Annotated in this window: 26 protein-coding genes, 1 pseudogene and 2 other annotated features (1 of these 29 cut by a window edge); of the genes and pseudogenes, 4 read left to right on the top strand and 23 right to left on the bottom strand. The window is 34.8% G+C overall.

The annotated features are described in order from the left end of the window. Nucleotides 1-208: 208 nt before the first annotated feature. The 3 genes and pseudogenes from JEM49_RS08435 to JEM49_RS10745 all read right to left on the bottom strand — a co-directional run. Nucleotides 209-397 carry a hypothetical protein gene (locus tag JEM49_RS08435; RefSeq protein WP_201874626.1) on the bottom strand — a complete coding sequence of 63 codons (189 nt, stop codon included), beginning with the start codon at nt 395-397 and terminating at the stop codon, nt 209-211. 16 nt (nt 398-413) lie between these two features. Then, nucleotides 414-1,976, bottom strand: coding sequence for a multicopper oxidase family protein (locus JEM49_RS08440; RefSeq protein ID WP_201874628.1), 1,563 nt, complete (start codon nt 1,974-1,976; stop codon nt 414-416). A gap of 406 nt (nt 1,977-2,382) precedes the next feature. Next, nucleotides 2,383-2,735: pseudogene (locus JEM49_RS10745) on the bottom strand (sigma 54-interacting transcriptional regulator); the annotation flags it as partial. 159 nt (nt 2,736-2,894) lie between these two features. Here JEM49_RS10745 and JEM49_RS08450 point away from each other — a divergent pair. Then, a complete protein-coding gene (locus JEM49_RS08450; RefSeq protein WP_201874630.1) occupies nt 2,895-4,256 on the top strand; it encodes an IS4 family transposase in 1,362 nt (453 codons plus the stop codon). Between the two features lie 246 nt (nt 4,257-4,502). Here the strand turns inward: JEM49_RS08450 and JEM49_RS08455 are convergent, their stop codons facing one another. From JEM49_RS08455 to JEM49_RS08480, 6 genes are all read right to left on the bottom strand, one after another. After that, nucleotides 4,503-5,417 (bottom strand): L-lactate dehydrogenase, encoded by a 915-nt coding sequence (locus JEM49_RS08455; RefSeq protein ID WP_025005335.1) that lies wholly within the window; start codon nt 5,415-5,417, stop codon nt 4,503-4,505. Nucleotides 5,418-5,479: 62 nt separating this feature from the next. Continuing rightward, entirely contained in the window at nt 5,480-5,956 is a 477-nt protein-coding gene (greA, locus tag JEM49_RS08460; protein WP_014918467.1) for a transcription elongation factor GreA, read from the bottom strand. A 76-nt stretch (nt 5,957-6,032) separates the two neighbouring features. Continuing rightward, entirely contained in the window at nt 6,033-8,447 is a 2,415-nt protein-coding gene (pheT, locus tag JEM49_RS08465; RefSeq protein WP_056945532.1) for a phenylalanine--tRNA ligase subunit beta, read from the bottom strand. Between the two features lie 3 nt (nt 8,448-8,450). Further along, entirely contained in the window at nt 8,451-9,500 is a 1,050-nt protein-coding gene (pheS, locus tag JEM49_RS08470) for a phenylalanine--tRNA ligase subunit alpha (RefSeq protein WP_087176478.1), read from the bottom strand. A gap of 38 nt (nt 9,501-9,538) precedes the next feature. Continuing rightward, nucleotides 9,539-9,746, bottom strand: a binding site (T-box leader). Nucleotides 9,747-9,784: 38 nt separating this feature from the next. Next, a complete protein-coding gene (locus JEM49_RS08475) occupies nt 9,785-10,135 on the bottom strand; it encodes a winged helix-turn-helix transcriptional regulator (RefSeq protein ID WP_201874632.1) in 351 nt (116 codons plus the stop codon). Between the two features lie 88 nt (nt 10,136-10,223). Continuing rightward, nucleotides 10,224-10,991, bottom strand: a complete 768-nt coding sequence (locus tag JEM49_RS08480) for a TrmH family RNA methyltransferase (RefSeq protein WP_025005332.1) — start codon at nt 10,989-10,991, stop codon at nt 10,224-10,226. Between the two features lie 98 nt (nt 10,992-11,089). Between JEM49_RS08480 and JEM49_RS08485 the strand changes: the two genes are divergently transcribed. The 3 genes from JEM49_RS08485 to JEM49_RS08495 are packed head-to-tail and all read left to right on the top strand — an operon-like array spanning nt 11,090 to nt 12,909. Continuing rightward, nucleotides 11,090-11,362 carry an acylphosphatase gene (locus tag JEM49_RS08485; RefSeq protein WP_087236426.1) on the top strand — a complete coding sequence of 91 codons (273 nt, stop codon included), beginning with the start codon at nt 11,090-11,092 and terminating at the stop codon, nt 11,360-11,362. A 46-nt stretch (nt 11,363-11,408) separates the two neighbouring features. After that, the gene (gene yidC, locus JEM49_RS08490) at nt 11,409-12,371 is read left to right on the top strand and encodes a membrane protein insertase YidC (protein ID WP_087176477.1); all 963 of its coding nucleotides are present in this window, start codon (nt 11,409-11,411) and stop codon (nt 12,369-12,371) included. Between the two features lie 49 nt (nt 12,372-12,420). Beyond that, nucleotides 12,421-12,909, top strand: coding sequence for a YbaK/EbsC family protein (locus JEM49_RS08495; RefSeq protein ID WP_098044102.1), 489 nt, complete (start codon nt 12,421-12,423; stop codon nt 12,907-12,909). A 100-nt stretch (nt 12,910-13,009) separates the two neighbouring features. Here JEM49_RS08495 and JEM49_RS08500 read toward each other — a convergent pair whose 3' ends face one another. The 14 genes from JEM49_RS08500 to infC form a co-directional block, all read right to left on the bottom strand. Beyond that, on the bottom strand, nt 13,010-14,278 hold the full coding sequence (locus JEM49_RS08500; protein WP_201874634.1) for an Ig-like domain-containing protein: 1,269 nt from the start codon (nt 14,276-14,278) through the stop codon (nt 13,010-13,012). Nucleotides 14,279-14,380: 102 nt separating this feature from the next. Next, complete coding sequence (locus tag JEM49_RS08505) at nt 14,381-14,650, bottom strand: YSIRK-type signal peptide-containing protein (RefSeq protein WP_025005327.1); 270 nt, start codon at nt 14,648-14,650, stop codon at nt 14,381-14,383. A 401-nt stretch (nt 14,651-15,051) separates the two neighbouring features. Next, entirely contained in the window at nt 15,052-16,620 is a 1,569-nt protein-coding gene (locus JEM49_RS08510; protein WP_025005326.1) for a HAMP domain-containing sensor histidine kinase, read from the bottom strand. Beyond that, entirely contained in the window at nt 16,598-17,314 is a 717-nt protein-coding gene (locus JEM49_RS08515) for a response regulator transcription factor (RefSeq protein ID WP_025005325.1), read from the bottom strand. Before JEM49_RS08515 ends, JEM49_RS08510 begins: the two co-directional genes overlap by 23 nt. A 162-nt stretch (nt 17,315-17,476) precedes the next feature. Beyond that, nucleotides 17,477-18,031: a DUF177 domain-containing protein gene (locus JEM49_RS08520; protein WP_201874636.1), complete on the bottom strand. Its 555-nt coding sequence runs from the start codon at nt 18,029-18,031 to the stop codon at nt 17,477-17,479. A gap of 1 nt (nt 18,032) precedes the next feature. Next, nucleotides 18,033-19,184, bottom strand: a complete 1,152-nt coding sequence (locus tag JEM49_RS08525) for a nucleotidyltransferase (protein WP_191451047.1) — start codon at nt 19,182-19,184, stop codon at nt 18,033-18,035. Nucleotides 19,185-19,189: 5 nt separating this feature from the next. Then, a complete protein-coding gene (gene rsfS / locus JEM49_RS08530; protein ID WP_025005322.1) occupies nt 19,190-19,537 on the bottom strand; it encodes a ribosome silencing factor in 348 nt (115 codons plus the stop codon). 20 nt (nt 19,538-19,557) lie between these two features. Continuing rightward, nucleotides 19,558-20,151, bottom strand: coding sequence for a bis(5'-nucleosyl)-tetraphosphatase (symmetrical) YqeK (yqeK, locus tag JEM49_RS08535; protein ID WP_056945533.1), 594 nt, complete (start codon nt 20,149-20,151; stop codon nt 19,558-19,560). Continuing rightward, complete coding sequence (locus tag JEM49_RS08540; protein WP_087176671.1) at nt 20,132-20,788, bottom strand: nicotinate-nucleotide adenylyltransferase; 657 nt, start codon at nt 20,786-20,788, stop codon at nt 20,132-20,134. The genes yqeK and JEM49_RS08540 overlap by 20 nt, the downstream gene beginning before the upstream one ends. A gap of 10 nt (nt 20,789-20,798) precedes the next feature. Then, the gene (gene yqeH, locus JEM49_RS08545) at nt 20,799-21,908 is read right to left on the bottom strand and encodes a ribosome biogenesis GTPase YqeH (RefSeq protein WP_087363261.1); all 1,110 of its coding nucleotides are present in this window, start codon (nt 21,906-21,908) and stop codon (nt 20,799-20,801) included. Continuing rightward, nucleotides 21,901-22,425 (bottom strand): YqeG family HAD IIIA-type phosphatase, encoded by a 525-nt coding sequence (locus JEM49_RS08550; RefSeq protein ID WP_087176669.1) that lies wholly within the window; start codon nt 22,423-22,425, stop codon nt 21,901-21,903. The genes yqeH and JEM49_RS08550 overlap by 8 nt, the downstream gene beginning before the upstream one ends. Nucleotides 22,426-22,559: 134 nt before the next feature. Then, nucleotides 22,560-22,916, bottom strand: a complete 357-nt coding sequence (rplT, locus tag JEM49_RS08555; RefSeq protein ID WP_005719897.1) for a 50S ribosomal protein L20 — start codon at nt 22,914-22,916, stop codon at nt 22,560-22,562. Between the two features lie 43 nt (nt 22,917-22,959). Then, a complete protein-coding gene (rpmI, locus tag JEM49_RS08560; RefSeq protein ID WP_014918452.1) occupies nt 22,960-23,160 on the bottom strand; it encodes a 50S ribosomal protein L35 in 201 nt (66 codons plus the stop codon). Between the two features lie 21 nt (nt 23,161-23,181). After that, nucleotides 23,182-23,715, bottom strand: a complete 534-nt coding sequence (infC, locus tag JEM49_RS08565) for a translation initiation factor IF-3 (protein ID WP_081776552.1) — start codon at nt 23,713-23,715, stop codon at nt 23,182-23,184. 25 nt (nt 23,716-23,740) lie between these two features. Continuing rightward, nucleotides 23,741-23,848, bottom strand: a sequence feature (ribosomal protein L20 leader region) (it continues 4 nt past the right edge of the window).

Genomic DNA, 23,848 nt, shown 5'->3' on the forward strand with positions numbered 1-23,848 from the left:
CTTAGAATCCTACTTTGATTAAATAAATAATTAAAAAATCAATTTACGAGAAAGAACTATTTACACAAAAGATTTGACAGTTTCGAAAATCATCTTGGTCATGCACTTTATTTTTTTAGAAAATTTATTCCATTAATTTAACTAAATAACAAAAAAACGGGCAGATTTACTTGTCCGTTTTTAAAAATTGAATAATTTAATTATCTTGCTAACGACTCATTTCACTAGCCATCATTTTATGTGGAAAAAAGTGATAAACTAATGAAACTACCGATTCACTCAGCATCCCTCCAGCCATCCAATACATAGCCATTCCCATATTTCCTGTAAAGGTAAAGTAAGCTGTAACAGCATAAACAACAACCCAAATAATTTTCCAAAATAAATTATCAACCATGATTTTTCTCCTAATATTAGTGGTGGCTAGCACTACTTGTTGCATCCTTACTCATCGCCATGCCGCAGCCCTCGGTGTCCATTCCGGGCATCCAAACTTCTTCAGGTTTAATTCCCTTTTCTTTAGCAAAAGCTTTAGTCAATGTTTCCATATCCATTAACTTATATGTTTTTGGATGATCTGGATCGTATACTTCAATTTGTGCCATCATACCAGCATCTTCATGCTCAATAATGTGACAGTGATACATAAAGACGCCTTCTAATGGAAATTTAACTAATAATCTAACAGTTTCACCTGGTGCAACTGCAATTGTATCTTTATAACAACCAATTTCATTTGGATAAGGCTTTTGACCATTTCGTGATACAACAATGAAGTGCGTGCCATGAATGTGGAAAGGATGCAGCATACCATGATCTTTAGGATTGGTATTAGTAACATCCCAGTATTCTGCTTGGCCTACGACCTGCTTCATATCAATTCTTTGCATGGCAAATTCTTTACCATTCATCATGTTGTGTCCATCCATTGTCACCTTACGAATAGGTAAACTTGGATCTACTTCTGGAATATCTGCAGTGAACAAAGTGTCAGGAATTACTGAATTATCTGGTTCAAATTTATGAATACGGAATTCGATCAGCTTAAAGTCGTCAGTATAAAGATTTACTATATCGCCATCATGATATTGACTAAAATCAACAACAACTTGTAATCTTTCACCTGGTGTTACTAAAAGTTTGGTCATTTTAACTGGATGTGGCAAGAATGAGTCATCTGCAGCAATTTGAGTCATTACAATGTCATCGTCAAAATGCAACCGCCACTCGCGGCGATTAGATCCACCTAAGAAGAGCAATCTAACTTTTTGGGTAGTTACATCAATAAATGGGCGAACTACGCCATTGATTAATGGAGTTTCCGCAAAAACCCCCATTGGATCATAATCTGCGCGATAGTCTAATTGATTATGTTCGTGGTATGTTCTATCTTGTAAAATAACTGGAAATTCATCTACCCCATATTGCTTAGGAATTGGTAATTTAGCTTCATTTTCATCAGTAATTACAACTCCCATTGCCAAGCCCATCCAAACTTGAGCAGCAGTTGATGGACATGGGTGAGCATGAAGCCAGGTTAAAGCTGCCGGCTGGTTAACTGTAAATTCAATTTGCTTTTCTTCACCTGGATAAACTGGTGCATGACAGCCGCCATCTGTAATTGGTCCTGGTACATCCATTCCATGCCAGTGAAAAGTAGTTAATTCAGATAAACTATTTTTCAATGTAACATGGACGCGTTTTCCAGTTTTTACTACCATAGTTTTACCTAATAATGGTGCATTATAACCCCATGTCTTGGTCTTTTCACCTGGCAAAATTTGACTTTCACCTGCTACTGATTCAATAGTAAACCAAATATCTGTATCAGTTTCTTTATCTGGACTTAAAACAGGTGGCACTGCTAACGGTTGTGGTTTAACGCCTTCAGGAATATGTAATTCTTTATAATGAAAATGATTCTTATCAAAATCTTCTTCTTTTACAAAATAGTCAGTATAAACATTTTCTGTCATCTTGCTCACTCTTTCGAAATACTACATGTCTTTACTTGTCTTAAAGTTTACACACATTTTAAAACTATTCAACCGATTACATTAGCGTTATTATAGGGATTACCTCATTTTTACAAATTAATAAAATAACTGTTATCAATGCATAATTTTAATAAATAGCGAAAGATTAAGCAAAATTGGATATAACCACTCTCCAATAAAATAATATATACTTTTCAAATTTAAGTATTTACATCTTATTTTATAAATTGAACTTTTATCCTTTCAAAAAATTATTTATTTTATTTTTGTAAGCGCTTTTATTTATATGGGGCTGTTATCTATTTCAAATAGCGCAAGAAATAATAAAAGTCGCCAAAGCTTCATAACTTTTGACGGTAGATTATATTTTTATCTTTATAAATTACAAATTTACGGCTTTATTTAATTGTAATAATGCTGATAAAACATATTGATTTACATCTATTTTCTTACTAATCTTTTTGGCTTCTTGATAAAAAAGATAATTTAATAAAACAAATCTTTCATCAATAGGTCTGTTACTCTAACCGGAATTCTTCTTAAAAATGTTTCTAGTAATGCTGTTTCTGGCTTCTCAGTTGTTGCCATAATTAATCTGACATTTGATCTAACAGAATTAACATTATCACCCATGCGATAAAACTCGCCAGAATCGATAAAACTAAAAAGCTTTTCCTGATTTTCGCTGCTTAAACGATGCACTTCGTCTAAAAATAAATAGCCACCATTTTCGTCAATGTCATTAAGTTAAGACATTGACGAAAATCAGACTTTATGAACCGAATTATTTTGATTCGGTTCTTTTTCTACGTAAAATAAAAAGTGAGCAGAGTCTAATTTACTCTTCTGCTCACTTTCGTCATATTATCCAGTCTTTCATAGAAAGCTGTGACTCTTATGAAATCCCTTCACTCAAATATTTTAAAACTGATGGATAATATTATCAATAAAATCGCCACTAATATTCATGCTTTCTCTGTTTCAGATCAGGCCTTTACCCGTTGTCGTAAGCTCAATGTCGTTGATTTGATTAGGCTGATTCTAAACATGGGAGCCGGCAGTTTGAACTCGAAAATTTTTCATGCTTTTCCTAACATAAATTCTAGAATGACCGCTTCGGCTTTCGAACAACAAAAGGCTAAATTAAAACCAGAATGTTTTAAAGAAATCATGGCTGAGCTTAGTCAGGCAAACAATGCACCACAATTACTAGATGACAAATACTTAGTTGTAGCGATTGATGGTTCCGATTTTGATCAGCCTTTTAATCCAAAATCAAAGAATATTTTTCAAGGCAAAGATGGTAGAAAATATTGTCAGATCCATGTAAATGCTCTTTATGATGTTTTGAATAAATTATATTTGGATAGGGTCATTCAGCCCAGACAAAAAATGGATGAGCGTGAAGCGGCACTAACAATGTTAAAGAATCTAGATAAACAAGAAAAAGATTTTTTAGTTTTAATGGATCGTGGCTATAGTAGTTTTAATTTGATTGAAACCTGTAATCGGCTAAAGCATTGTCACTATGTTATTCGAACAAAAGCTGGGAATGGCGCTATTAAAAAAATTACCACATTGTCAGGCCATGAATATGATAGCGAGCTTTCCTGTAAAGTAACTGCATCGCATCGCTACTATATAACTCACATAGATACGGAAAAGTTTCTTCACCTGGTATTCCATAAAAAACATCATTACAAGGCTGTACGCTCAAAAAATACCAAAGATTCACGCTGGGACCATGAAGATATATGCAATGTTAAATTTCGAATTTGTAAGTTTAGAATTAATCCACCAGGTTCAGACGATGAGTGGGAAGTTCTGATCACCAATTTAGACCGGGACAAATACCCGCTAGCTAGAATGAAAGAGATCTATCATCTTCGCTGGGGAATAGAAACTTCTTTTAGGGAGCTTAAATATGACTTAAGCGGCGTCCAGTTTCATTCTAAAAAAGATCAATTTGTTTATATGGAGATATACGCCCATTTTGCAATGTATGATGCAGTGAGCTTATCAGTAGCCGCCAGCTCAAAGCCATATGTTAAAAGCAAATATCAATATCAAATAGATTTTAAAATGGCCTGCTGTATTTGGCGACGATACTTTATGATAAGCGATAATTCAGATATAAGCTTTGCACAATTAGTGCTTGATACGGCATCTTATATAACTCCAATTCGACCGGGAAGAAAAGATAAACATAATTTAAAAGCAAAATTAGTTATCAGTTTTCCTTATCGTTTGGCAGCTTAGATTAATTAAAAAGTGGCTATCCTAGGATGGCTTATTTGTGCTATCAAAAAAAGACATTTACCGAGAAAAGTAATTCGATAAATGTCTCAAAAAATATTGTCAGATTTGTCAATGTCTTAACTTAATGACATTGAATTTACCTCCCACTATTTATTACGCAAAAAAGACGAAAATTTTTTTGGAAAAATTAAAAAGACGAGAAATTACGCAATTGTAATTTCTCGTCTTCTTATCTAAATCAATATTTTATTTTTTCTTCAATTGATCCAAGTGTTCCTTGATCTTATCAGCTGCTGCTTCAAGTTTTTCCTTTTCTTCAGAAGTAAGCTTCAATTCAATTACTTCTTCAATACCGTCGCGGCCAATAATTGCTGGATAGCCGATGTAAGTCTTGTATTCTGGATTATAAACTGAAACAGGACAGTATAAACGTGCATCGCTAAATACAGCTTGAACCAAACGAACTGCACAAGTAGCAATGGCATAACTAGTATAGCCTTTACCGTTTGCCACAACAAATGCGTTCTTATTTGATTGTTCACTGATCTTTTCTTGTTCTTCATCGCCAAATAATTGGAAAGCAATCTTATTGTTAACTCTGATCGTTGACCAAGCGGTGAATTGAGAAGAACCATGTTCACCCAAAACAAAACCTTCTACATTACGTGGATCTTGTCCTAACTTTTCACCAATAATTCTTTGTACTCTTGCAGTATCGAGGAAAGTACCAGTACCGAAGACACGATTCTTCTTCAAACCGGAAGTTTCTTGCAAGATTTGAGTAATTGCATCACAAGGGTTAGAAATATTGATCAAAACTCCGTGGAAGCCTGATTCCTTAATATCTGCACCAACTTGTCTAGCATTTTTTGCATTTAATTCAAATTCGCCGAAACGATCGCCAGTCTTAACTGAAGCTGCAATATCACCGAAAGCAGTAATAATAATATCGGCATCTTCAAGACCATCCCAATCTTGCTTTCTTACATTGACATAACTATCATTTCTAGCCAAAGTATCATGTAAATCATTGTATTCAGCGTTTACTTTATCTTCATTTTTGTCGATTAAAATTAAATCATCAACCATTCCATGAGTAAATAAAGTATATGCGACAGTTGCACCAACATGACCCATTCCGATAATTCCTACTGTTCTCATTTTAAAAGACCTTCTTTCTAACAAAAAGGGAGTTAGTTTTACCTAACTCCTCTTCTCAATTATTATGCTTCAACATTGTTGATTACAACGTCAAATTGGCCACCAGGAGTGGTAATTGATACAGTTTCACCCTTCTTCTTGCCCAAGAGTGCTTGTGCAATTGGTGAATCATTTGAGATCTTGCCATTTAATGGGTCAGATTCATCACTACCTACAATAGTGTAGGTTTCAGCATCATCTGTACCAACTTCAGTATAGGTAACAGTCTTACCAACTGAAACTTCATTAGGATCAACACTGTCAGCATCGACAACTTGTGCGTACTTAAGCATGTCTTCTACTTGAGCAATTCTGTCTTCTACGTGACTTTGTTCATCCTTAGCTGCATCGTATTCAGAATTTTCTGATAAGTCACCGAATGAACGTGCAACCTTAATACGTTCAATAACTTCTGGACGCTTAACTAATTTTAAATTCTTTAATTCTGCTTGAAGTTTTTCTTTACCTTCAGCAGTCATTGGATAAGATTTTTCAGGCATATTATTTTAACTCCTCAGAAATTAAATTCTCTTTGCATTGATCAATGATATTGGTTTACACCATTAAAGTCAACCATTAACGTACTTTAATATCAAGATCGTTTTCAAGACCTGCTCTGATCTTGTCCATTGCATTATTTACGACCTTATCAGTTAAAGTATCCTTTCTATTCAAGAAAGTTAAACTGTAAGCTATACTCTTCTTGCCAACTTCAATGTGACTACCCTCGTAAACATCAATTACTTTAAGAGCTGTCAAATACTTACCAGCATTAGACTTAATGACATTTTCAACTTCTTGGTTAGTTACATCTTTATTGACTAACAATGAAAGGTCACGTTCAATTGCTGGGAACTTAGGAGCTGGAGTAGCAGTCATGCCCTTAGTAAGCATAGGAATAATTACATCTAGGTTAATTTCATAACCATAAAGTTCTGAACCACGAAGAGCCTTGTCAGCAAGGGTTACAGCATGAGCAATCATACCGATCATACCAACATATTGCTTATCAATGTAAATAGCAGCGGTTCTAGTTGGGTGCATCCCTTTGATGCCTTCAGCCTTGTAGACTACCTTTTCGAGATCAATGCCAATTGCAGTAAATAGGTTAGTCAATTGACCTTTTACAAAGTAGAAGTCCACTTTTTGGGTTAAGTGTTGCCAGTTTTCAGCAAAGGTATTGCCTGAATATAAAGCAGCTAAATGTTCATGTTCATTAAATGTTCCACCATCATGATCATAAACACGGCCTTGTTCAAACAATGCCAATTGGGTTTGCTTTCTAGCAAAGTTGTAGCTAGCTGCATCAACTAAACCAGTCATCAAGTTTTCACGCATAGCAGAACGACTTGAGTTAAGTGGCATTTGAACCTTAACTAAATCCTTAGGATCCTTAGTGTAGCGAACAGCCTTTTCTGGTGAAGTTAATGAGTAAGAAATAGCTTCCATTAAGCCTTGTCCTTCGACAATAGCTTTCATGCGACGCATCATTTCTTCTTTTTCTGAGTAACCACCGTGAGTTTCAGCCAAAAGTGGTTGAGTTGACTTCAAATTATCGTAACCATAGATACGACCAACTTCTTCAACTAAATCGGCAGGAATAGCAATATCCCATCTTCTATTTGGAACATGGACTGCAATATTATCGCCATCGTGCTCAACCATGAAGCCTAAACGATCAAAAATCTTAATCATATCTTTAGCAGAAATTTCAGTACCTAAAACATGATTAATGTATGAAACAGTAGTTTTAACTACAACTGGCTTACGTTTAGTGTCAGTTGCCTTAATAATGCCTTCATCTACAGTTGCATCTGCATCATTTCTAAGCAAGAGTGCAGCCATGTTAATTGCCTTTTCAGTTCCATCCCAGTTAACGCCCTTTTCATAACGACTAGAAGCTTCTGTACGGTTTGCATGGCGAAGAGCAGCTTTTCTAACCAAAGTAGGATCAAAAATTGCGGATTCTAAAATTACATCAGTAGTTTCAGCAGTAATTTCTGAGTTAAGTCCACCCATAACACCAGCCATCATTACAGGCTTTTCACCATCAGTAATAACGATATCATTAGGATCAAGATCTACTTCTTTTTCATTTAATAAAGTAAGCTTTTCACCCTTGTTAGCTAATCTAACTTCTAATTTTCCATTTGAGAAAGTCTTAGCATCATAGGCGTGCATTGGTTGACCAGTTAAAAGCATAATGTAATTAGTTACATCAACTACATTGTTAATTGGGCGAATTCCTGCATTCCAAAGACGTCTTTGCATCCAAAGTGGTGATGGTTGAATCTTAACGCCAGTTAATTTACGTAAGTAAAACTTAGGTGCTAACTTTTCATCAACCTTAACATCAAGAGAATCTGTCCAGTCAGGACCATCTTCTTTTAAGAAAACATCTTCTACCTTAGGCTTTTGATCAACAATTGCACCAACTTCGTAAGCTGAGCCTTCCATACTTAAGGTATCAGCACGGTTAGGCGTAATATCGAAGTCTAAAATGTAGTCATCCATTCCAAGTGCTTCATAAACATCTTGACCTGGCTTAACGTCTGCATCTTCTGGGAAGACATAGATTCCATCAACAAATTCTTCTGGTACTACGCTGTCACTGAAGCCAATTTCTTGCAAGCCACAGATCATACCGTAACTTTCCATGCCGCGAATCTTGCCCTTCTTGATCTTTTCATTGCCAGCAATACGGGCACCGTGAAGAGCAACAATTACTAATTCACCTGCAGCAACATTAGGAGCACCACAAACAATTTGAAGTGGTTCATCTTCGCCAACGTCAACATGTGTTAAATGAAGGTGTGTACCCTCAACACCCTTACAGTCAAGTACCTTACCGACAACTAACTTCTTAAGTCCTTCTTCTGGATGCTTAACGTCAGCAATTTCAACACCAGTACGGGTAATCTTTTCAGCTAAGTCGTGAGGATCTTGATCTAAATTAAGAAAATCTTGTAACCAATTGTATGAAACTAACATAAATTAATTTTCCTCCTTGCGGAATTGCTTCAAGAAACGAACATCGTTAGTGTAGAAATCACGAATATCGTCAATACCGTACTTCAAAATTGCAAAACGGTCTAATCCTAAACCAAAGGCAAAACCACCATAAACAGTTGAATCAATACCAGCATTTTCTAATACGTTAGGGTGAACCATACCAGCACCTAATACTTCGATCCAACCAGTGTATTTACAAATTGGACAGCCCTTACCATCACAGTTAAAGCAAGATACGTCCATTTCAACTGATGGTTCAGTGAATGGGAAGTAACTTGGGCGAAGACGAGTAGCTCTATCTTGACCGAAGACATGCTTAGCAATCATTTCAAGAGTACCCTTTAAATCACTCATTGTAACGTTCTTATCTACTACTAAACCTTCCATTTGCATGAATTGGTGTGAGTGAGTGGCATCATCATCATCACGACGGTATACCTTACCAGGACCAACCATCTTAAGCGGACTCTTAGAAAAATCATGCTTTTCTAACACTCTTGCTTGGTCACCTGAAGTTTGGGTTCTAAGCAAGTCTTCACTATCAATGTAGAAAGTAGCTTGCATATCACGTGCTGGGTGATCCTTTGGCAAATTCATCATTTCAAAACAGTAGTGATCAGTTTCAATTTCAGGACCTTGTACTACCTTGTAACCCATACCGATAAAGTAACTTTCCAAATCATCCAAAATAACATTAATTGGGTGCTTTGAACCTAAATGTCCTTCACGACCTGGCAAAGTAACATCAATTTTTTCATCTTCAAGCTTTTTTACTAAAACTGCTTTAACGATTTCAGCCTTAGTAGCATCTAATTGCTTGTTAAATAAATCGCGTAGTTCATTAACCTTTTGTCCGACTTCGCGTCTGTTTTCTGGTGCAACATCACGCATAGAGTGCAAAATCTTAGTTAATTCACCCTTACGTCCAACTAATTCAACTCTGACTTTATTCAAAGTCTGTTCATCAGTAGCCTTTTTGATTTCTTCAAGACCTTGCTCATGAAGCTCTTTTAACTTATCAAATAAGTCCATTAATTCTTTCCTTTCAAAACAAAAAAGCTCCGTCCCTCAATAGGGACGAAGCGTCGCGGTACCACCCTAGTTTGGACATTATCTGCCCACACTCAAGTTTTCGTTAACGGTGAAATACCGGAATTGATTAGATTCTACTCCCAAGATGAAATTCACAATTAACTATTCTATCTTCTCTTTCAGCTTATTAAAGAAGATTCTCTGTTCAGATAATTAACTGTTACTAGTCTTGATCTCAGTAATTAACTATTATGATATTTCTTTTTGCTTGTTCTTGCAAGTCTTTAAGCCCATTTATCGGCCCAATTATGTACTTGATCAAAGACTGGTTTAAGTTCTACCCCTTTTTCAGTTAAACCATAGAAAATAATCCCTGTCTCCTTATCAACACTTCTTTTAACAATATCATCTTTCTCGAGTTCTTTAAGTCGTTCTACTAAAACTCGATCTGAACATGCCTCAATGCAGCGAGCCAAGTCTTTAAAACGCATATCTTCTGTATCACATAATGAACTAATAATTAAGCCGTTCCATTTTTTGCCAATTATTTGAAAAGCATTGATAAAATGACCACATAATTCGTAGTCTTCGGGTTTACAAGGAGCGCTCTCCTTTTTTTCTTTGACTTCTTGCATAAGTAAATTCCTCCATAACCATATATTATATTTTTGTTTTACTCTGACCATAAGTTATTATATGAAATTCACTTACTAAATACAAGTACTATGCAAAGTAATAAATCATAATTCCTGCTGCTACGGCCGCATTCAAGGATTCTGCCTTACCTTTAATTGGAATATACAGTTTTTCATCGCTTAAGCTGGCAATCGTAGAGCTAACACCATGAGCTTCATTACCAATAATTAAAGCAAGTTGTGGTACTTTATCAAAATCAGGCAATTGCTTAGCAGTCTTATCTAACATACTTGCATAAACGGGAATTGCCGCATCTTGAAAATCAGTGATGACATCAGCCAAATCACGCTTAATCAAATCAATGTGGAATTGGCTGCCTTGCATTGCTCGCTGGGTCTTAGGGTTATACAAATCTGCACTTTCTGGAGAAAGTACCACCCCATCAAAGCCAGCTGCATCAGCTGTTCTAATGATTGTTCCAACATTACCTGGGTCTGCTAAATTATCAAGTAAAACCCACTTACCATAATTAAATGGAAATTCACGAGGTTGATCAATTTTTAGTACCATAAAAATTTCTTGTGAATTCTTGGTACTGCTTAAATGACGCGCAATCGCTTTATTGATCAAAATTACATTCTTACCACTTAGATCGACATCATAGTCTTCCTCTGCCTTATCGAGAGCTTCTTCAGTACCCAAGAGATATTGATACTTTTTACCAGATTTAATGGCTTCATCAAATAAATGAAAACCTTCAATTAAGTAGCGGCCTTCTTCATCTCGATACTTCTTCTGCTTTAACTTAGCTAACTTTTTAACCGTTGCATTATTAACTGAACTAATTTGTTGCATATGTTTCTCCTTTTTTAATCCCTTTCTATTATAAAGTATAATGAGCATGGAACATGTTAAAATTAAAAATGAAATTGATTTTTAAAAAGGAAAATACTATGGAAACAAGAAAATTAACTGTCTCTGGTTTAGTACAAGGCGTTGGCTTTCGCTGGAGCACTATGGCACTAGCAAATAAAATGAACATCCCTGGTACTGTTAAAAATAATTCGGATGGCACTGTTACTATTTACTTACAAAGTACTCCCGATAAAATTGATCATTTTATTGAAAAACTACCATCTGCATCAGGATTCGCTCATATTGAAAATATTGCACAAGAATCTATCCCAAATGTGGAACAAATGCATGATTTTCATGTATTATATTAGAGATGCATATTTTATTTACTATAGAAACTAAGTGGTGATTTATTTAATGAAGAAAATCAAAAAATATACGGGAGTCTTAGCACTTTTAGTAGTTACTGCTCTTGTATTAAGTGCTTGTGGTGCTACAAATAATCCTAATGTTGCACCTCATAGTGGCATTTATGGTTGGGTTTACCAATGGCTAGGCCGACCATTACAAAATATCATGATTCACACGGCTCATATGGTCGGTGGTGACAACGGCGCAGGTTGGGGTATTGTGATTATTACCGTCGTTGTTCGTTTAATCTTAATGCCTTTAATGCTTGTTCAACAAAACAAGAGTGTGCGTCAACAAGAAAAGATGGCTCGTTTGCAACCACAAATGAAGTTAATCCAAACTGCAATGAAGCATAAAGGAATTACTCCTCAACAACAAATGACCTTGTCAGGTTGGCAAAGAGAACTTTATTCTAAGAATGAAATGTCATTAACTGGCGGGATTGGTTGTTTGCCATTGATCATTCAGTTGCCAATTATGTGGGGAATTTATCAAGCGGTATTCTACTCACCACAATTGGCTCACTCAACTTTCTTTGGCATTTCACTTAGTCAAAAGTCAGTTGTGTTAGCGATTGTTGCGACTATCTTTACGGTAATTCAAGGATACATTTCATTAATCGGTATTCCTGAAGAACAAAAGAAGACCATGCAATCAATGATGATCTTCAACCCAATTATGACTTTATTCTTCAGTTTATCCTTCTCAGGCGCTTTAGCATTATACTGGGCAGCCGGTAACTTAGTAATGATTATTCAACAAATCATTGTTACCTTCATTCTTACACCTAGCGTTAAGAAACATGTGGCTGATGAATTAAAGGATAAGCCGGTTGAAATTGTAGTTACTAAAGAAAAAGTTGCCGATTTGTTTGATACTAATTCTGGTAATAGCACTACTAGTCAAGCAAAGAAGGAATTGCACCAAGACTTACGTAACCGCAATAAGGGTAAGCAAAAACGTAAATAATAAAATGGAGTCAGGATTTTTCCTGGCTTTTTTAATAAGGAAAAACTTTATGAACAGCAAAGAATTACTTAGTTTATTAGACAAGCATGATGTTACTTATCAGACATTTACTCATCCTGCGGTCTCAACCTGTGAAGAAGCAGACCAATATTTAAAAGATAGAACTTTCGCTAAATGTAAAAATCTTTTTATTAAAACGCGAGATAAAAAATCATATTTTTTAATAATGCTTCCTGAAAATAAAAAAATAGATTGGAAGAAAGCAGAAAAAGAATTATTTACTTCTAGTTTAACTATGGCTAATGAAGATGAATTAATGAACAAATTAAAGGTAAAAAGAGGTTTAGTATCTCCGTTCAGCCTTTTAAACGATCAAACTAATACAATTCCATTAGTCATTGATCAAGAAGCGATGGAAGAAAATAATTTTGTTGGTGTGCACCCTAATGACAATACTAAAACGATTAGTCTGCAATGGATCGATTTAACACGTATTTTGAGTAGCTATGGGCATTTAGTTGAAGAAAGAGCGTTTTAGGTAGAAAAAATTACGATTATAAACTAAAAAGAGATTGATATATCTAACGTTTTTATAACGCAGATATTCAATCTCTTTTACATTATTAAGGATTTATTCTTTAATTTTTCTTACGTTTATCATCTATGAACAAAGCCATTAATCCAGTTGCAGCAAGTAAAGAACCTAACATAATAGTCATAATACTATGTCTTTCTCCTGTTTGAGGTAATGTTTTATGACTTGATTCATTAACCACTTTGCTTTGTATGCTGTTCTCACCATATGGTTTATAATCATTAGACCAGCTTTCCCCTTGTGGTACGTAGTTATTAGTCCAGCGATTATTTTCAGCATGTATCCCACTATTCTTATTCCATGATTGATGTTTCTTGTGAACAACATACTTTTTATCATTATATTTACCACTATCATATGGATCATTTCCTGGTAACTCTAAATATAGTTTATTACCATAAAAATGCATGTTTCCTGCTAAGGCATCTGTGACATCCTTTGCAGTGTCCGGATCAAAATACATACTTTGAGTTGGAAATGAATTCTGATTATTTAATTCATATATTTTAATCTTTGTGTCATGATTATTATAATTTACTTCTGAATCTGTCTTGGGGCAATTTGATATAGTAACCGTTTCATCACCAATACTTTTGCCTAGAGGATTAATATAAATAGTATGTCTAAAAGTATTATTATCTAGATTAACTTTATCTATAAAGGCTTCACCATTTAGATTTGAATTTTCAGATTGAATATCATTATTAAATGTACGATACTTTACATTTACATCTTTACTATGAGTTTTCGATCCAATGTTTGTCTCAAGCTCTTGTTGTGAATCATTAGGGACATTTTTAGGATCGATAAATACAGGAATAGAAAGCGAAGCAGATATATCTTCCTTACCATCAATATTTGAAGTAAAAGTATAAAGAATATCTCTATCCGTCACCTTATTAGAAGTAGTAGCAATTATATCACCATCTTGATCCATTAAATCTGGTATACTACGTCCTTCTTCATGAGCATGATTATTCATAAAATTAGGATCAGTCGTACCATATAAATTCAGATTGTCACTAAAATGAATCTTAAAACCGTCACCACTTTTTACAGAATCATTAGGAAGTTTGAAAGAATAATTAGCTCTGAGTATATCTCCATTTTCTGGTTCAACATTTTGATTATCTTCAAGTGCTTTTCCTTTTGAATCAGTGATATTTGTCTTTACATCTTCCAATTTATTAGATACATCTTGACCATTAACCTGTTTTGAATCAGTCTTTTCAACTTTACTTGTTTTCAATGCAGATGCAGGCAATGATTCTTTGCTTTTATCCTTTATCCCCTGAAGCCCAACTTCATTCAAGTTAGCAGTTTTCTCTCTTGCATCTTTATTAACAACTATCTTGCTTGAATTTATTTCACTTTCTGGTGAAACAGAAGTATTAACTTTAACAACATTATCTTGCTATGTATTATCTGCCTTTAAAGTTGAAGTAGCAGTATCTGTTGAGACCTTACCTACTGTTTTTTGGTTTATATTTTGTTTTTCAACTTGAGTAGCGGGTTGGTTGGGAACGTCATCCGCAGCTTGCACTACATTACCACCATTATTTAAATAAAATACTGTTCCAATCAAAACGGAAGCTGCACCGATTGTAAGCTTTCTAATCGAAAACTTATCACTTTTTTTATTCATTTGCTTAAGTTTTTCATCAAAATTATTTTTTGACAACATGATTTAACCTACCAATACTCAAGTTTTGAATCAATAACAACGTTTATCTTTACAAAATTCATTTTAGTGCCTTTTTTTAATGCACGACAATTACTCTTTTTACATATCATTTAAAGCTTAGCCTTGCCTTGTGACTTTTGTGTACGCGTATTATATAATATTGTTTTGTTATTTCTGCTTAATTCTGTTTATGCTAAGAACACCATAATTCCAGTGTTTTATTCAATATCATTAAAACTAGCGAGTACGCTATCTTAGCAATCCCTTTAATCATTTCTATTATTCAATAATATTTTTGTTATTTAATAATCAAATAATATATTTTTGCATACAAAAAGCATCAAGTTTTTCAAATCAACTTGATGCTTTTAATTATTTAAAATTAAATTACTATTTTTTCATTATTCCAAATTACTCTTTGGCAATTCAGAATTTTCATTTAATTTCTTCAATTTAGCAGCCTTCTTTTTAGAAAGAAGTGGGAAAGTTAACTTAAATTGACTTCCTTGTCCTTCAACAGACTCTACACTAATTTCACCATGATAGCTGTCTACAAGTTTATGGGCAATAGACAAGCCTAAGCCATTGCCGCCCTTTTCACGAGTTCTTGCCTTATCCACTCGGTAAAAACGATTAAAGATTTTCTTTTGATCTTCCTTAGAAATACCTTCACCAAAGTCTTGAACAATAATGTTAACTTCTTTTTTGGTTAACCCAGCAGAAACATTAATTTGCTTAAGATCGGTTGAATATTTAATCGCATTATCAATTAAAATCACTAGTAATTGTTCTAAATGACCGTGATATATTTGAATTTCGGTACCTTGAGGTAAATCATCCTCGTCAAGTCTAATTTCAAAATCAGGATGAACCATGGCTAGATCTGCAACTACTCGCTTAACTGTATCATAAACATTTGTTACTTCATGTGGATATTGCACATCAATTTGTTCAGCCCTAGTTAAATCAAGCATTTCTTGAATCAGATGTTTCATCCGGTCAGCTTCTTGCAAGGAGGCCTTAATTGATTCATCTAAAATCTGTGGATCATCTTTACCCCAACGTTCGAGCATATTCAAATGCCCTTCGATTACAGCCACAGGTGTGCGCAATTCATGCGAAACATCCCCTACAAACTGCTTCTGCTGTTCAATGTAGCTCTGCATTCTATCCAACATTTGATTAATCGAAGTGGCCAAATCTTCTAATTCATCATCACGATTTAATTCTTTAATTCGTGCTCCACTATTAGGATCCGCGTTAACTTCCTGAGCAACTTTAGACATCCGTTTAATCGGCTTAACAACATTGAATACCAAAATATATGAAGTCACTACAAACACAACAATCGCAATTATTGATATTACAATCATTGAACGCAATAAGTTCTTCATCAAACTATTGTAATATGTCATATTGTTAGAAACTACAATATATCCTGTCAACTTATTGTTTACGGATGAATAAACTTTTTGATAAGTCAATAAAATTTGATGACCATTGCGTTTAATTATTTCATTTTTCTCTACTTCTTTAAACGGTTTGAATTTTGGTGTCACGTTTCCATTAGTAAAAACAATCTCACCATGTTTATTATAAACAGCCGCATTAATATCAGGATTAGAAATAGAAGCAATCAAATTATCGCTAAACGCATTATTAGTGGTGTCTTTATTGCTAATGACTGGCCCACCCTTTAGAATTCGTCTAGTAGCCGGAGAAAGAGATGGTATTACGTTAGATATCTGCAATTCATCTGGAATTGAACTTAACGTCCTATCTAGCGTAGTCACTACATTGCGCGATGTCTCTTGCTGCTGATCTAATGATTGCTGACTAACAATTTGATAAACAACGACTGAAAATATGACAAAAGAGACCGTAATCGTTAAAGCAACGATACTTACCCATCGCACAATTAACGATGAATGCTTGGTCTCTTCATTTTTATTCTTGGTCATCATCTTCATCTCTTACCATATAACCGGTACCACGAACCGTCTTAATGTAAGATGATTGTCCTGGAACATCGATCTTATTGCGCAAGTAACGAACATAAACTTCTACAACGTTAGTTTCAATATTAGATTCTGGACCCCAAATCTTATTTAGCAATTGATCACGACTAACAACGTTATTCTTATTCTCAATTAAAGTCATTAATAAGTTGTATTCGCGCTTAGTTAAATCGATTGCCTTGCCATCTCCGCGGTGAACAATACGATTAGCAGTTTCAATTGTTAAATTCTTAAATTTCACAATCTTTTGCTTAGCTACAGTAACCTTAGAAGCATCTTTTTCAATCTTTACTCGGCGCAAAACAGCACGTAAACGAGCAAGAAGTTCCTCAATTGCAAATGGCTTAACAATATAATCATCTGCACCATGATCCAAACCTGAAACGCGATCAATAACAGAATCACGTGCGGTCATCATAATAATAGGCGTAGTCTTCACCTGACGAACACGACGAGCAATTTCTAATCCATTCAGGTCCGGCAACATTAAGTCAAGCAAGATTGCATCAAAATCTTGATTAAGGGCATCTTCTAGTCCCTTACGACCATTGTTTTCTACTACAGTTTCATAATTCTCGTGTTGTAATTCCAACTCCACAAAACGAGCTAAATTTTTTTCATCTTCAATAATTAGAATTTTTGCCATGTTAATTCAATTCCTCATCGATCAATTTAGTTCTCTAAATACTAACAAATATATTAAAAAATGTCTTTATAATTAAAGGATACTTTAAAAGTGCCCTCAAAACAAGATAAAAAAACAATCAAAGCCAAAATTCTTTGATCGTTCTTAGTCAATTAGATAATCTTACTTTTTCTTATTATTCTCATTATTATCAAATAAAACCTTTAATTTGGCAAATGCAGGATTTACTTGATTTTTCTTTCCTTCTTCAAATGCTGATTCAGAAACTACTTCCCAGCCTTTACCTTCAGGATAGATATCCTTTTCCTTTTCTTCAGGAGTTAAAATTGTGGTCGGAATATTAAGTAACATATTATCTTCAATTGCTGTCTGTAAATCAATTACATCATTTTCAATTTTAACAATTGTATCATTATCTTCAAGTTCTTCTTTAGTTGGTTTTCGATCAAGATAATTTTCTGTAAAAGTAAAATCTTCATGGTATTTAACAGACTGCAAGCTTCGACTTGATGGAACCACTAAATCAGCAGTAACATGAAAATTTCCAGTTACAAAAGGCTCTTGATAAAACAAATCTCCAGAAACATATACGTTTTTGGCATCAATTAAAAGATCCTTGCTTCTTTTGAAAAATTCTGGTCGCATTTCTACATCACGTTCAATATGTGTTAACGGCTCAGAACTATTTCTTATTCTAGAAAAACTAAGTTCTAACATATTACACCTCAATTGGTCGTTGACCAAAGTTTTGATCAACACCCATTATTTGTTCAAATAAACGATCTGTTCTAACTTGCAATGCAAGTGAACCGCTTTTAGCACTTCGCTTATCTACTTTAGAAATAATTTCAGTTTGAAAATCTTTTCGATTTTTCTTCAAATATTGACGTCCAATTTTACTAAATCCTAATAACATTAAGGATTCTTGATTGAAACTAGCAATCATATCATCTTGAGTAACATTTAAAAGCGTATAAAGGCTTAATCTACGCAAACGAGAATAAGTGTATCGTTTAGATTTGATCCTACGTAAAAATTCTGTGAAATCACGAGATAAATGTATTTCTTGTTTCATTTTATACTCTAAGCCTTCACTCATTTGATAAATTTGTCTTAAATCCTCAATTGAAGAAGATTCGATCCGATATTTTAAAAACGGATACAATAAATTCCAATTAGGATAAACTTGTTGCTTGCTCAGTTCAATTGCTTCGGCTTTAGGCATCCAGTATTTTAAATTACTCGTATCCTCACCATGGAGCAGTAAATTTCTAATAGCACTTGCGCTTTGGACTACGCCATTTCTTTGCAGAAGATCATCATGTCCCGCTCCAATTCGGTTAACAGGATGTAACTTCAGTGGTGAACCTAAATTATGATTTGCAACTGCATAGGCCAAACCCAAAATTGCATTAGGCTGATTAACCTCATGTCCTACCTCACGAGCTACCATCTGATTATACTGGGTTGAATAAGTCTGGCTGTAATCCTTAAAATCCATATGATTCTGGGGGATTTCAGCAATTCTACTGCCCAAATATGCAAAATTAAGGTTAGCATCTTCAACGCCGAAAACAAGATCAGTCACGCCTAATTTAGCTAATTGTTCAATATTGCCTAATGAAAATAAGTCTGCTGGTTCAACAGCGGTTGAAAAAGGCGTCTCAAAGACTAAATCTGCACCTGATTGAAGTGCCGCTTTAGCCCGTTGCCACTTACTCATAATCGCCATTTCTCCACGCTGCACATAATTACCAGACATTAAAACTAAAATTGGATCATTCCCAGCAATTAACCGTGCTTGATTTAGCAAGAATTCATGACCACTATGAAAAGGATTAAATTCTGCAATAATCCCGACAACGCTCATTTTTATTAATCTTCCTTTAATTCAACTTGCTTACCATTAGCCCATAATTTTTCAAGATTATAAAATTCACGAGCTTCTTTGGTAAAGACATTAACTACTACATCGCCTAAATCAAGCAAAAGCCAATTTGAATCTCTAGTACCTTCAATACGGTAGTCACTATATTCATTTTCATGTGCTGCTTCTACAATTGAGTTAACAATAGCATGAAGTTGACGATTAGAACCAGCACTGGTAATTACATAATAATCAGCTAAAATACTAATACCGCGCATATCATAAGCTTCGGTATCTTCACCATGACGATCACTAATTGCTTTAGTTGTAAAATCTAAAATTTCTTGACTAGTCAAATTTTTTCTCCTTTATAAAACTATTTTGTACTCCAAACGTTATAAGCTTTTAAAGTACGTGGATAAACTTTATTTCTTTGTTCAATTAAAAAACTTAAAGTATGAGCCAGTTGGTAACCTACTCCCTTATCTAAATTGGCATAGGTTATTTTTCTAGCTTCGTCAACACCTAGGAAATCACGACCAGGCTCGATAAAATCCGCCATAAACACAATTTTGTCTAAGGTGGTCATTTCTACATCCCCAGTAGTATGACGGCGAATAGCAGTCAAAATCTCAGGATCTCGAATTTTCAAATCACGTTCTACAAAATATGTTCCAACGATTCCGTGCCAAATAGCGCGATTCCAATTAAGTAAATCTGGATCAAAATCTTGCTCTTTAATTACTTTAACATATTCTTCTACAGGCACTTGCTTTGCATAATCATGAACAAAACCTGCAAGTGCTGCTTTATCTTCATCATAACCATTCAATTTGGCTAATTTACGTGAAGTCTCACTAACTCGAACGCAATGCTGAAATCTTTTATCATCCATATTTGCCTTTTCCTTAGCAATAATTTCAGCGCTTGTTAATGGTGAATATGTCTTTTTAAAAATTAGTTTCGTCAAGATAAAGCCCCTTTTCCACAATATATTTTCTAACTGCTTCAGGCACTAAATATCTAATTGAAGTTCCAGTAGCTACAGAACGACGAATAGCAGTCGAGCTTAATTGAATATCGGGTGCATCTACCCAGATCATTGGATACTGCGGATCTTGCGGATAACCTGGGCGACGAATACCAACCAAGGTAACTAACTTAGCTAAAGTAGATGCTTCTTTCCAAGTATGGAAACTGTTTACCTGATCGCTACCCATGATTAAATAATAATTATTTTGAGGTGCTTTTTCTTTTAGATAACGCATTGTATCTACAGTATATGAAACACCTCCGCGGAATAACTCCAACAGCTTCACTCTAAATTTAGGATTATCCTTGGTTGCTAAATCAAGCATAGTTGCTCGATCTTGGGCTGAAGTTAGCGGTGCATTTTTATGTGGCGGAATATTATCTGGAATAAACCAAACTTCATCTAAACGCAATTTAGTCATTGCTTGTTCTGCAGCTACCAAATGGGCAATATGGACTGGATTAAAAGTACCACCCATAATTCCAATTTGCCGGCCTCTGCCCTTTTCCTGTTCTAATTCAGCTTTTTCTTCAACAGTTGGTGCTTCTTTTTCAATACATTTTGGATTAACCATACGCAAACCTCTAAATTAATGCACGACGAATACCCAAGCCAATACCATCTGGCGTATATGTCTTAACTAAACAGCCCTTTGGCACAGTTACAAAACCAATGCCTCCAAATAATAGGTCACTCTTAAATTCCGTTTTAAATTCTTTTCCCTTAAGTGGTGCCATTTTATCATCTGGAGATGGAGGTGCTAATAATTCGCCCTTATGTTTTTCATAAAACGCATCTGCATTGGCAGTTTTTGTTCGATGAACATACATGTTACGTGCTACATAAACTGTAAAACTAGTTGATTCACCTTTAAGGTAATCAATTCTACCTAATCCAGCCAGAAACAGAGTATTCCCTGGCAAAAGTTGGTAAGTAGCTGGCTTTAACGGTTTCTTAGGTGAGATCAATTCCAAATCCTTAGCATCTAGATGAGTGGCTAGTTGATTGTCTGTCATAATTCCTGGCGTATCAATCAAAAAATGTCCATTTTCAAGCGGAATTTCAATTTGATCTAAAGTAGTACCTGGAAAACGTGACGTTGTGATCAGATTTTGAATATCACCCATCATGTCAATGATTGCATTGATTAAAGTTGACTTACCGACATTAGTTGTTCCTACAAAGTAGACATCTTTATCTTGAGATTGGTCATTAATATATGAAATCAAACTTTCTAAATTTAATTTCTTTTTAGCAGAAACTAAGAAAATATCTTTAGGATAAAGCCCCATGCGATTAGCTTCTTGTCTCATCCAATCTTTAATTTTGCTTTGCTTAGAATTCTTAGGAAAAAGATCAAATTTATTTCCAACAAGAATAAAATCATTATTCCCTACAAAACGCTTTAAAGATGATAACAAAGAATTAGAAAAGTCGAATAGATCAACCACATTGACAATCAAAGCTTTTTTCTCAGCTAAAGAATTGAGCAAAGCCAAAAAGTCATCATTGTTTAAATCTACTGGCATAATTTCATTATAGTGACGTAATTTAAAACAACGTTGACAATAAACATCTGTATTTTCTTCATTTTTTGCTTTTTCAAGAGCGCTCTTTGGCAAATAACCCGCCTTTTGTGGATCATCAGACTGAAGAACTGCCCCACAGCCAATACAAATAATATCCTCATCCATTTTGCAAATTCTCCTTAAAGGTTACTCGATGTGATAAACCAAGAAAGAAAAAGATAATCTTTTCAAAAAAGCGATTAATTCGCGTATTCCATTTATCAGTTTCAACCAATGGTTTTACTAAAACAGTTTCTACTCCTGCTAAATTCCCGGCTTGCATATCAGTAATCAGCTGGTCACCAACCATCATTACTTGATCTTTAGCTAATTTCATCTCTTCGCGTTTACGCGTGATCGCAAAAGGTAACGGTTTGCGAGATTCAGAAACAAAATCAATATGATATGGATTTAATACCTTACCAACTCTTTCAGCATTATTATTGGAAATAACTACCAATTTAATATTAGCTTTAGCAAGTTTTTTATTAAAATTATCCATCTCTTTAGCAGTTTCAAACTTATTCCATGCAAGCAATGTATTATCTAAATCTGAAAAAACTGCTTTTATTCCCATTTCATTCAACTTGACGGGGTCCAAATTATAAATTGTATTTATTGTATATTTTGGTCTAAATAACATAAAAACTCTCCATTTTTTCTCATTCTCTATAATATCAAAAATGGAGTTGCATTAGAAATTTTTGTCTTAGAATATTTGCAAAATCATAAAAAATAAGGACCAGGAATATCTCCTGATCCTTATTCATAGTCATATTAGTTCAATGCCTTCTTAGCAGTTTCTGCTAATTGTGCAAAAGTCTTTGAATCGTTGTAAGCAATATCAGCTAACATCTTACGGTTCATGTCAACACCGGCTAACTTCAAGCCGTGCATTAACTTAGAATATGAAATATCATTTTGTCTTGCAGCTGCGTTAATACGAGCAATCCATAACTTTCTGAATTCGCTCTTACGTCTTCTACGGTCGCGGAATGCGTACTTGTATGAAACAAATAATTGAGTACTTGCGGCCTTAAATTGCATGTGCTTTGCGCCACGGTAACCCTTGGCAAGCTTCATGATCTTCTTACGACGTTGACGTGTTACAGTTCCACCTTTAACTCTTGGCATTTAAAATTCCTCCTACTATAGTCAGTTATTAAAGAACTAATAATTAGTGCATTTGAGCAAGCATTTGCTTAATACGCTTCATGTCGCTACGTGAAACCATAGCAGCCTTTCTCAAGTGACGACGTTGCTTCTTAGTCTTACCGTGGAAACGGTGACCAGTAAATGCGTGGTGACGCTTCAAGCCACCATTTGCAGTTCTCTTAAAACGCTTAGCAGAAGCGCGGTGTGTTTTCATCTTTGGCATATTTCTATTTCCTCCAATTAACTACTTTTTCTTTTTGTCCTTATCACTCTTAGGTGCTAACATCAAGAACATTGAACGGCCTTCCATCTTAGGCTTACTGATAACATTAGCAATATCTGAAGTTGCTTCAGCCATCTTTTCAAGAACTTGTTGACCTAATTCCTTGTGAGTGATGGCACGACCTCTAAAACGAATTGATACACGAACTTTAGCTCCTTCTTTAGAAACGAACTTACGAACATGCTTCAATTTAGTTTCGAAGTCGTTGCCTTCAATAGTTGGACTCAAACGAATTTCTTTGACACTAACTGTCTTGGACTTTTTACGGGATTCTTTAAGTTTCTTCTGTTGTTCGAAACGATATTTACCGTAGTCCATGATACGTGCTACAGGTGGTTTAGCATTAGGTGAAATAAGAACTAAATCTAAGCCAGCATCACTTGCTTTATGCAAAGCTTCATTCTTAGATACAACACCAACTTGCTGACCATCTTCATCAATTAAACGAACTTCGCGTGCACGAATTCTTTCGTTTAAGATTAAACTTTTTGGTATGATTATTCACCTCCGTGTTAATTTGAGGACAAGAAAAAGGCGGGATAAGAATCACCCGCCTTTAATCAACAGAAATTATCGATCAGCCCAGAGGTTAACTTAACTTAGGCGAGAAGCGGGAGCTTCTTCTTGT

Source organism: Lactobacillus sp. A27 (genome assembly GCF_016742815.1).
Taxonomy (GTDB): domain Bacteria; phylum Bacillota; class Bacilli; order Lactobacillales; family Lactobacillaceae; genus Lactobacillus; species Lactobacillus gallinarum.

Excerpts from the sequence above, each read along its gene's own strand:
- JEM49_RS08520 (WP_201874636.1), bottom strand. The coding sequence starts at position 18,031 with ATGTTAGAACTTAGTTTTTCTAGAATAAGAAATAGTTCTGAGCCGTTA.
- JEM49_RS08515 (WP_025005325.1), bottom strand. The coding sequence starts at position 17,314 with ATGGCAAAAATTCTAATTATTGAAGATGAAAAAAATTTAGCTCGTTTT.
- JEM49_RS08480 (WP_025005332.1), bottom strand. The coding sequence starts at position 10,991 with ATGCAACAAATTAGTTCAGTTAATAATGCAACGGTTAAAAAGTTAGCT.
- pheT (WP_056945532.1), bottom strand. The coding sequence starts at position 8,447 with ATGTTAGTTTCATACAATTGGTTACAAGATTTTCTTAATTTAGATCAA.
- JEM49_RS08525 (WP_191451047.1), bottom strand. The coding sequence starts at position 19,184 with ATGAGCGTTGTCGGGATTATTGCAGAATTTAATCCTTTTCATAGTGGT.
- JEM49_RS08485 (WP_087236426.1), top strand. The coding sequence starts at position 11,090 with ATGGAAACAAGAAAATTAACTGTCTCTGGTTTAGTACAAGGCGTTGGC.
- JEM49_RS08455 (WP_025005335.1), bottom strand. The coding sequence starts at position 5,417 with ATGAGAACAGTAGGAATTATCGGAATGGGTCATGTTGGTGCAACTGTC.
- JEM49_RS08505 (WP_025005327.1), bottom strand. The coding sequence starts at position 14,650 with ATGTTGTCAAAAAATAATTTTGATGAAAAACTTAAGCAAATGAATAAA.
- yidC (WP_087176477.1), top strand. The coding sequence starts at position 11,409 with ATGAAGAAAATCAAAAAATATACGGGAGTCTTAGCACTTTTAGTAGTT.
- rpmI (WP_014918452.1), bottom strand. The coding sequence starts at position 23,160 with ATGCCAAAGATGAAAACACACCGCGCTTCTGCTAAGCGTTTTAAGAGA.
- JEM49_RS08540 (WP_087176671.1), bottom strand. The coding sequence starts at position 20,788 with ATGGTTAATCCAAAATGTATTGAAAAAGAAGCACCAACTGTTGAAGAA.
- yqeH (WP_087363261.1), bottom strand. The coding sequence starts at position 21,908 with ATGGATGAGGATATTATTTGTATTGGCTGTGGGGCAGTTCTTCAGTCT.
- greA (WP_014918467.1), bottom strand. The coding sequence starts at position 5,956 with ATGCCTGAAAAATCTTATCCAATGACTGCTGAAGGTAAAGAAAAACTT.
- JEM49_RS08510 (WP_025005326.1), bottom strand. The coding sequence starts at position 16,620 with ATGAAGATGATGACCAAGAATAAAAATGAAGAGACCAAGCATTCATCG.
- pheS (WP_087176478.1), bottom strand. The coding sequence starts at position 9,500 with ATGGACTTATTTGATAAGTTAAAAGAGCTTCATGAGCAAGGTCTTGAA.
- JEM49_RS08450 (WP_201874630.1), top strand. The coding sequence starts at position 2,895 with ATGAAATCCCTTCACTCAAATATTTTAAAACTGATGGATAATATTATC.
- JEM49_RS08495 (WP_098044102.1), top strand. The coding sequence starts at position 12,421 with ATGAACAGCAAAGAATTACTTAGTTTATTAGACAAGCATGATGTTACT.
- JEM49_RS08440 (WP_201874628.1), bottom strand. The coding sequence starts at position 1,976 with ATGACAGAAAATGTTTATACTGACTATTTTGTAAAAGAAGAAGATTTT.
- rplT (WP_005719897.1), bottom strand. The coding sequence starts at position 22,916 with ATGCCAAGAGTTAAAGGTGGAACTGTAACACGTCAACGTCGTAAGAAG.
- JEM49_RS08435 (WP_201874626.1), bottom strand. The coding sequence starts at position 397 with ATGGTTGATAATTTATTTTGGAAAATTATTTGGGTTGTTGTTTATGCT.
- JEM49_RS08550 (WP_087176669.1), bottom strand. The coding sequence starts at position 22,425 with ATGTTATTTAGACCAAAATATACAATAAATACAATTTATAATTTGGAC.
- JEM49_RS08475 (WP_201874632.1), bottom strand. The coding sequence starts at position 10,135 with ATGCAAGAAGTCAAAGAAAAAAAGGAGAGCGCTCCTTGTAAACCCGAA.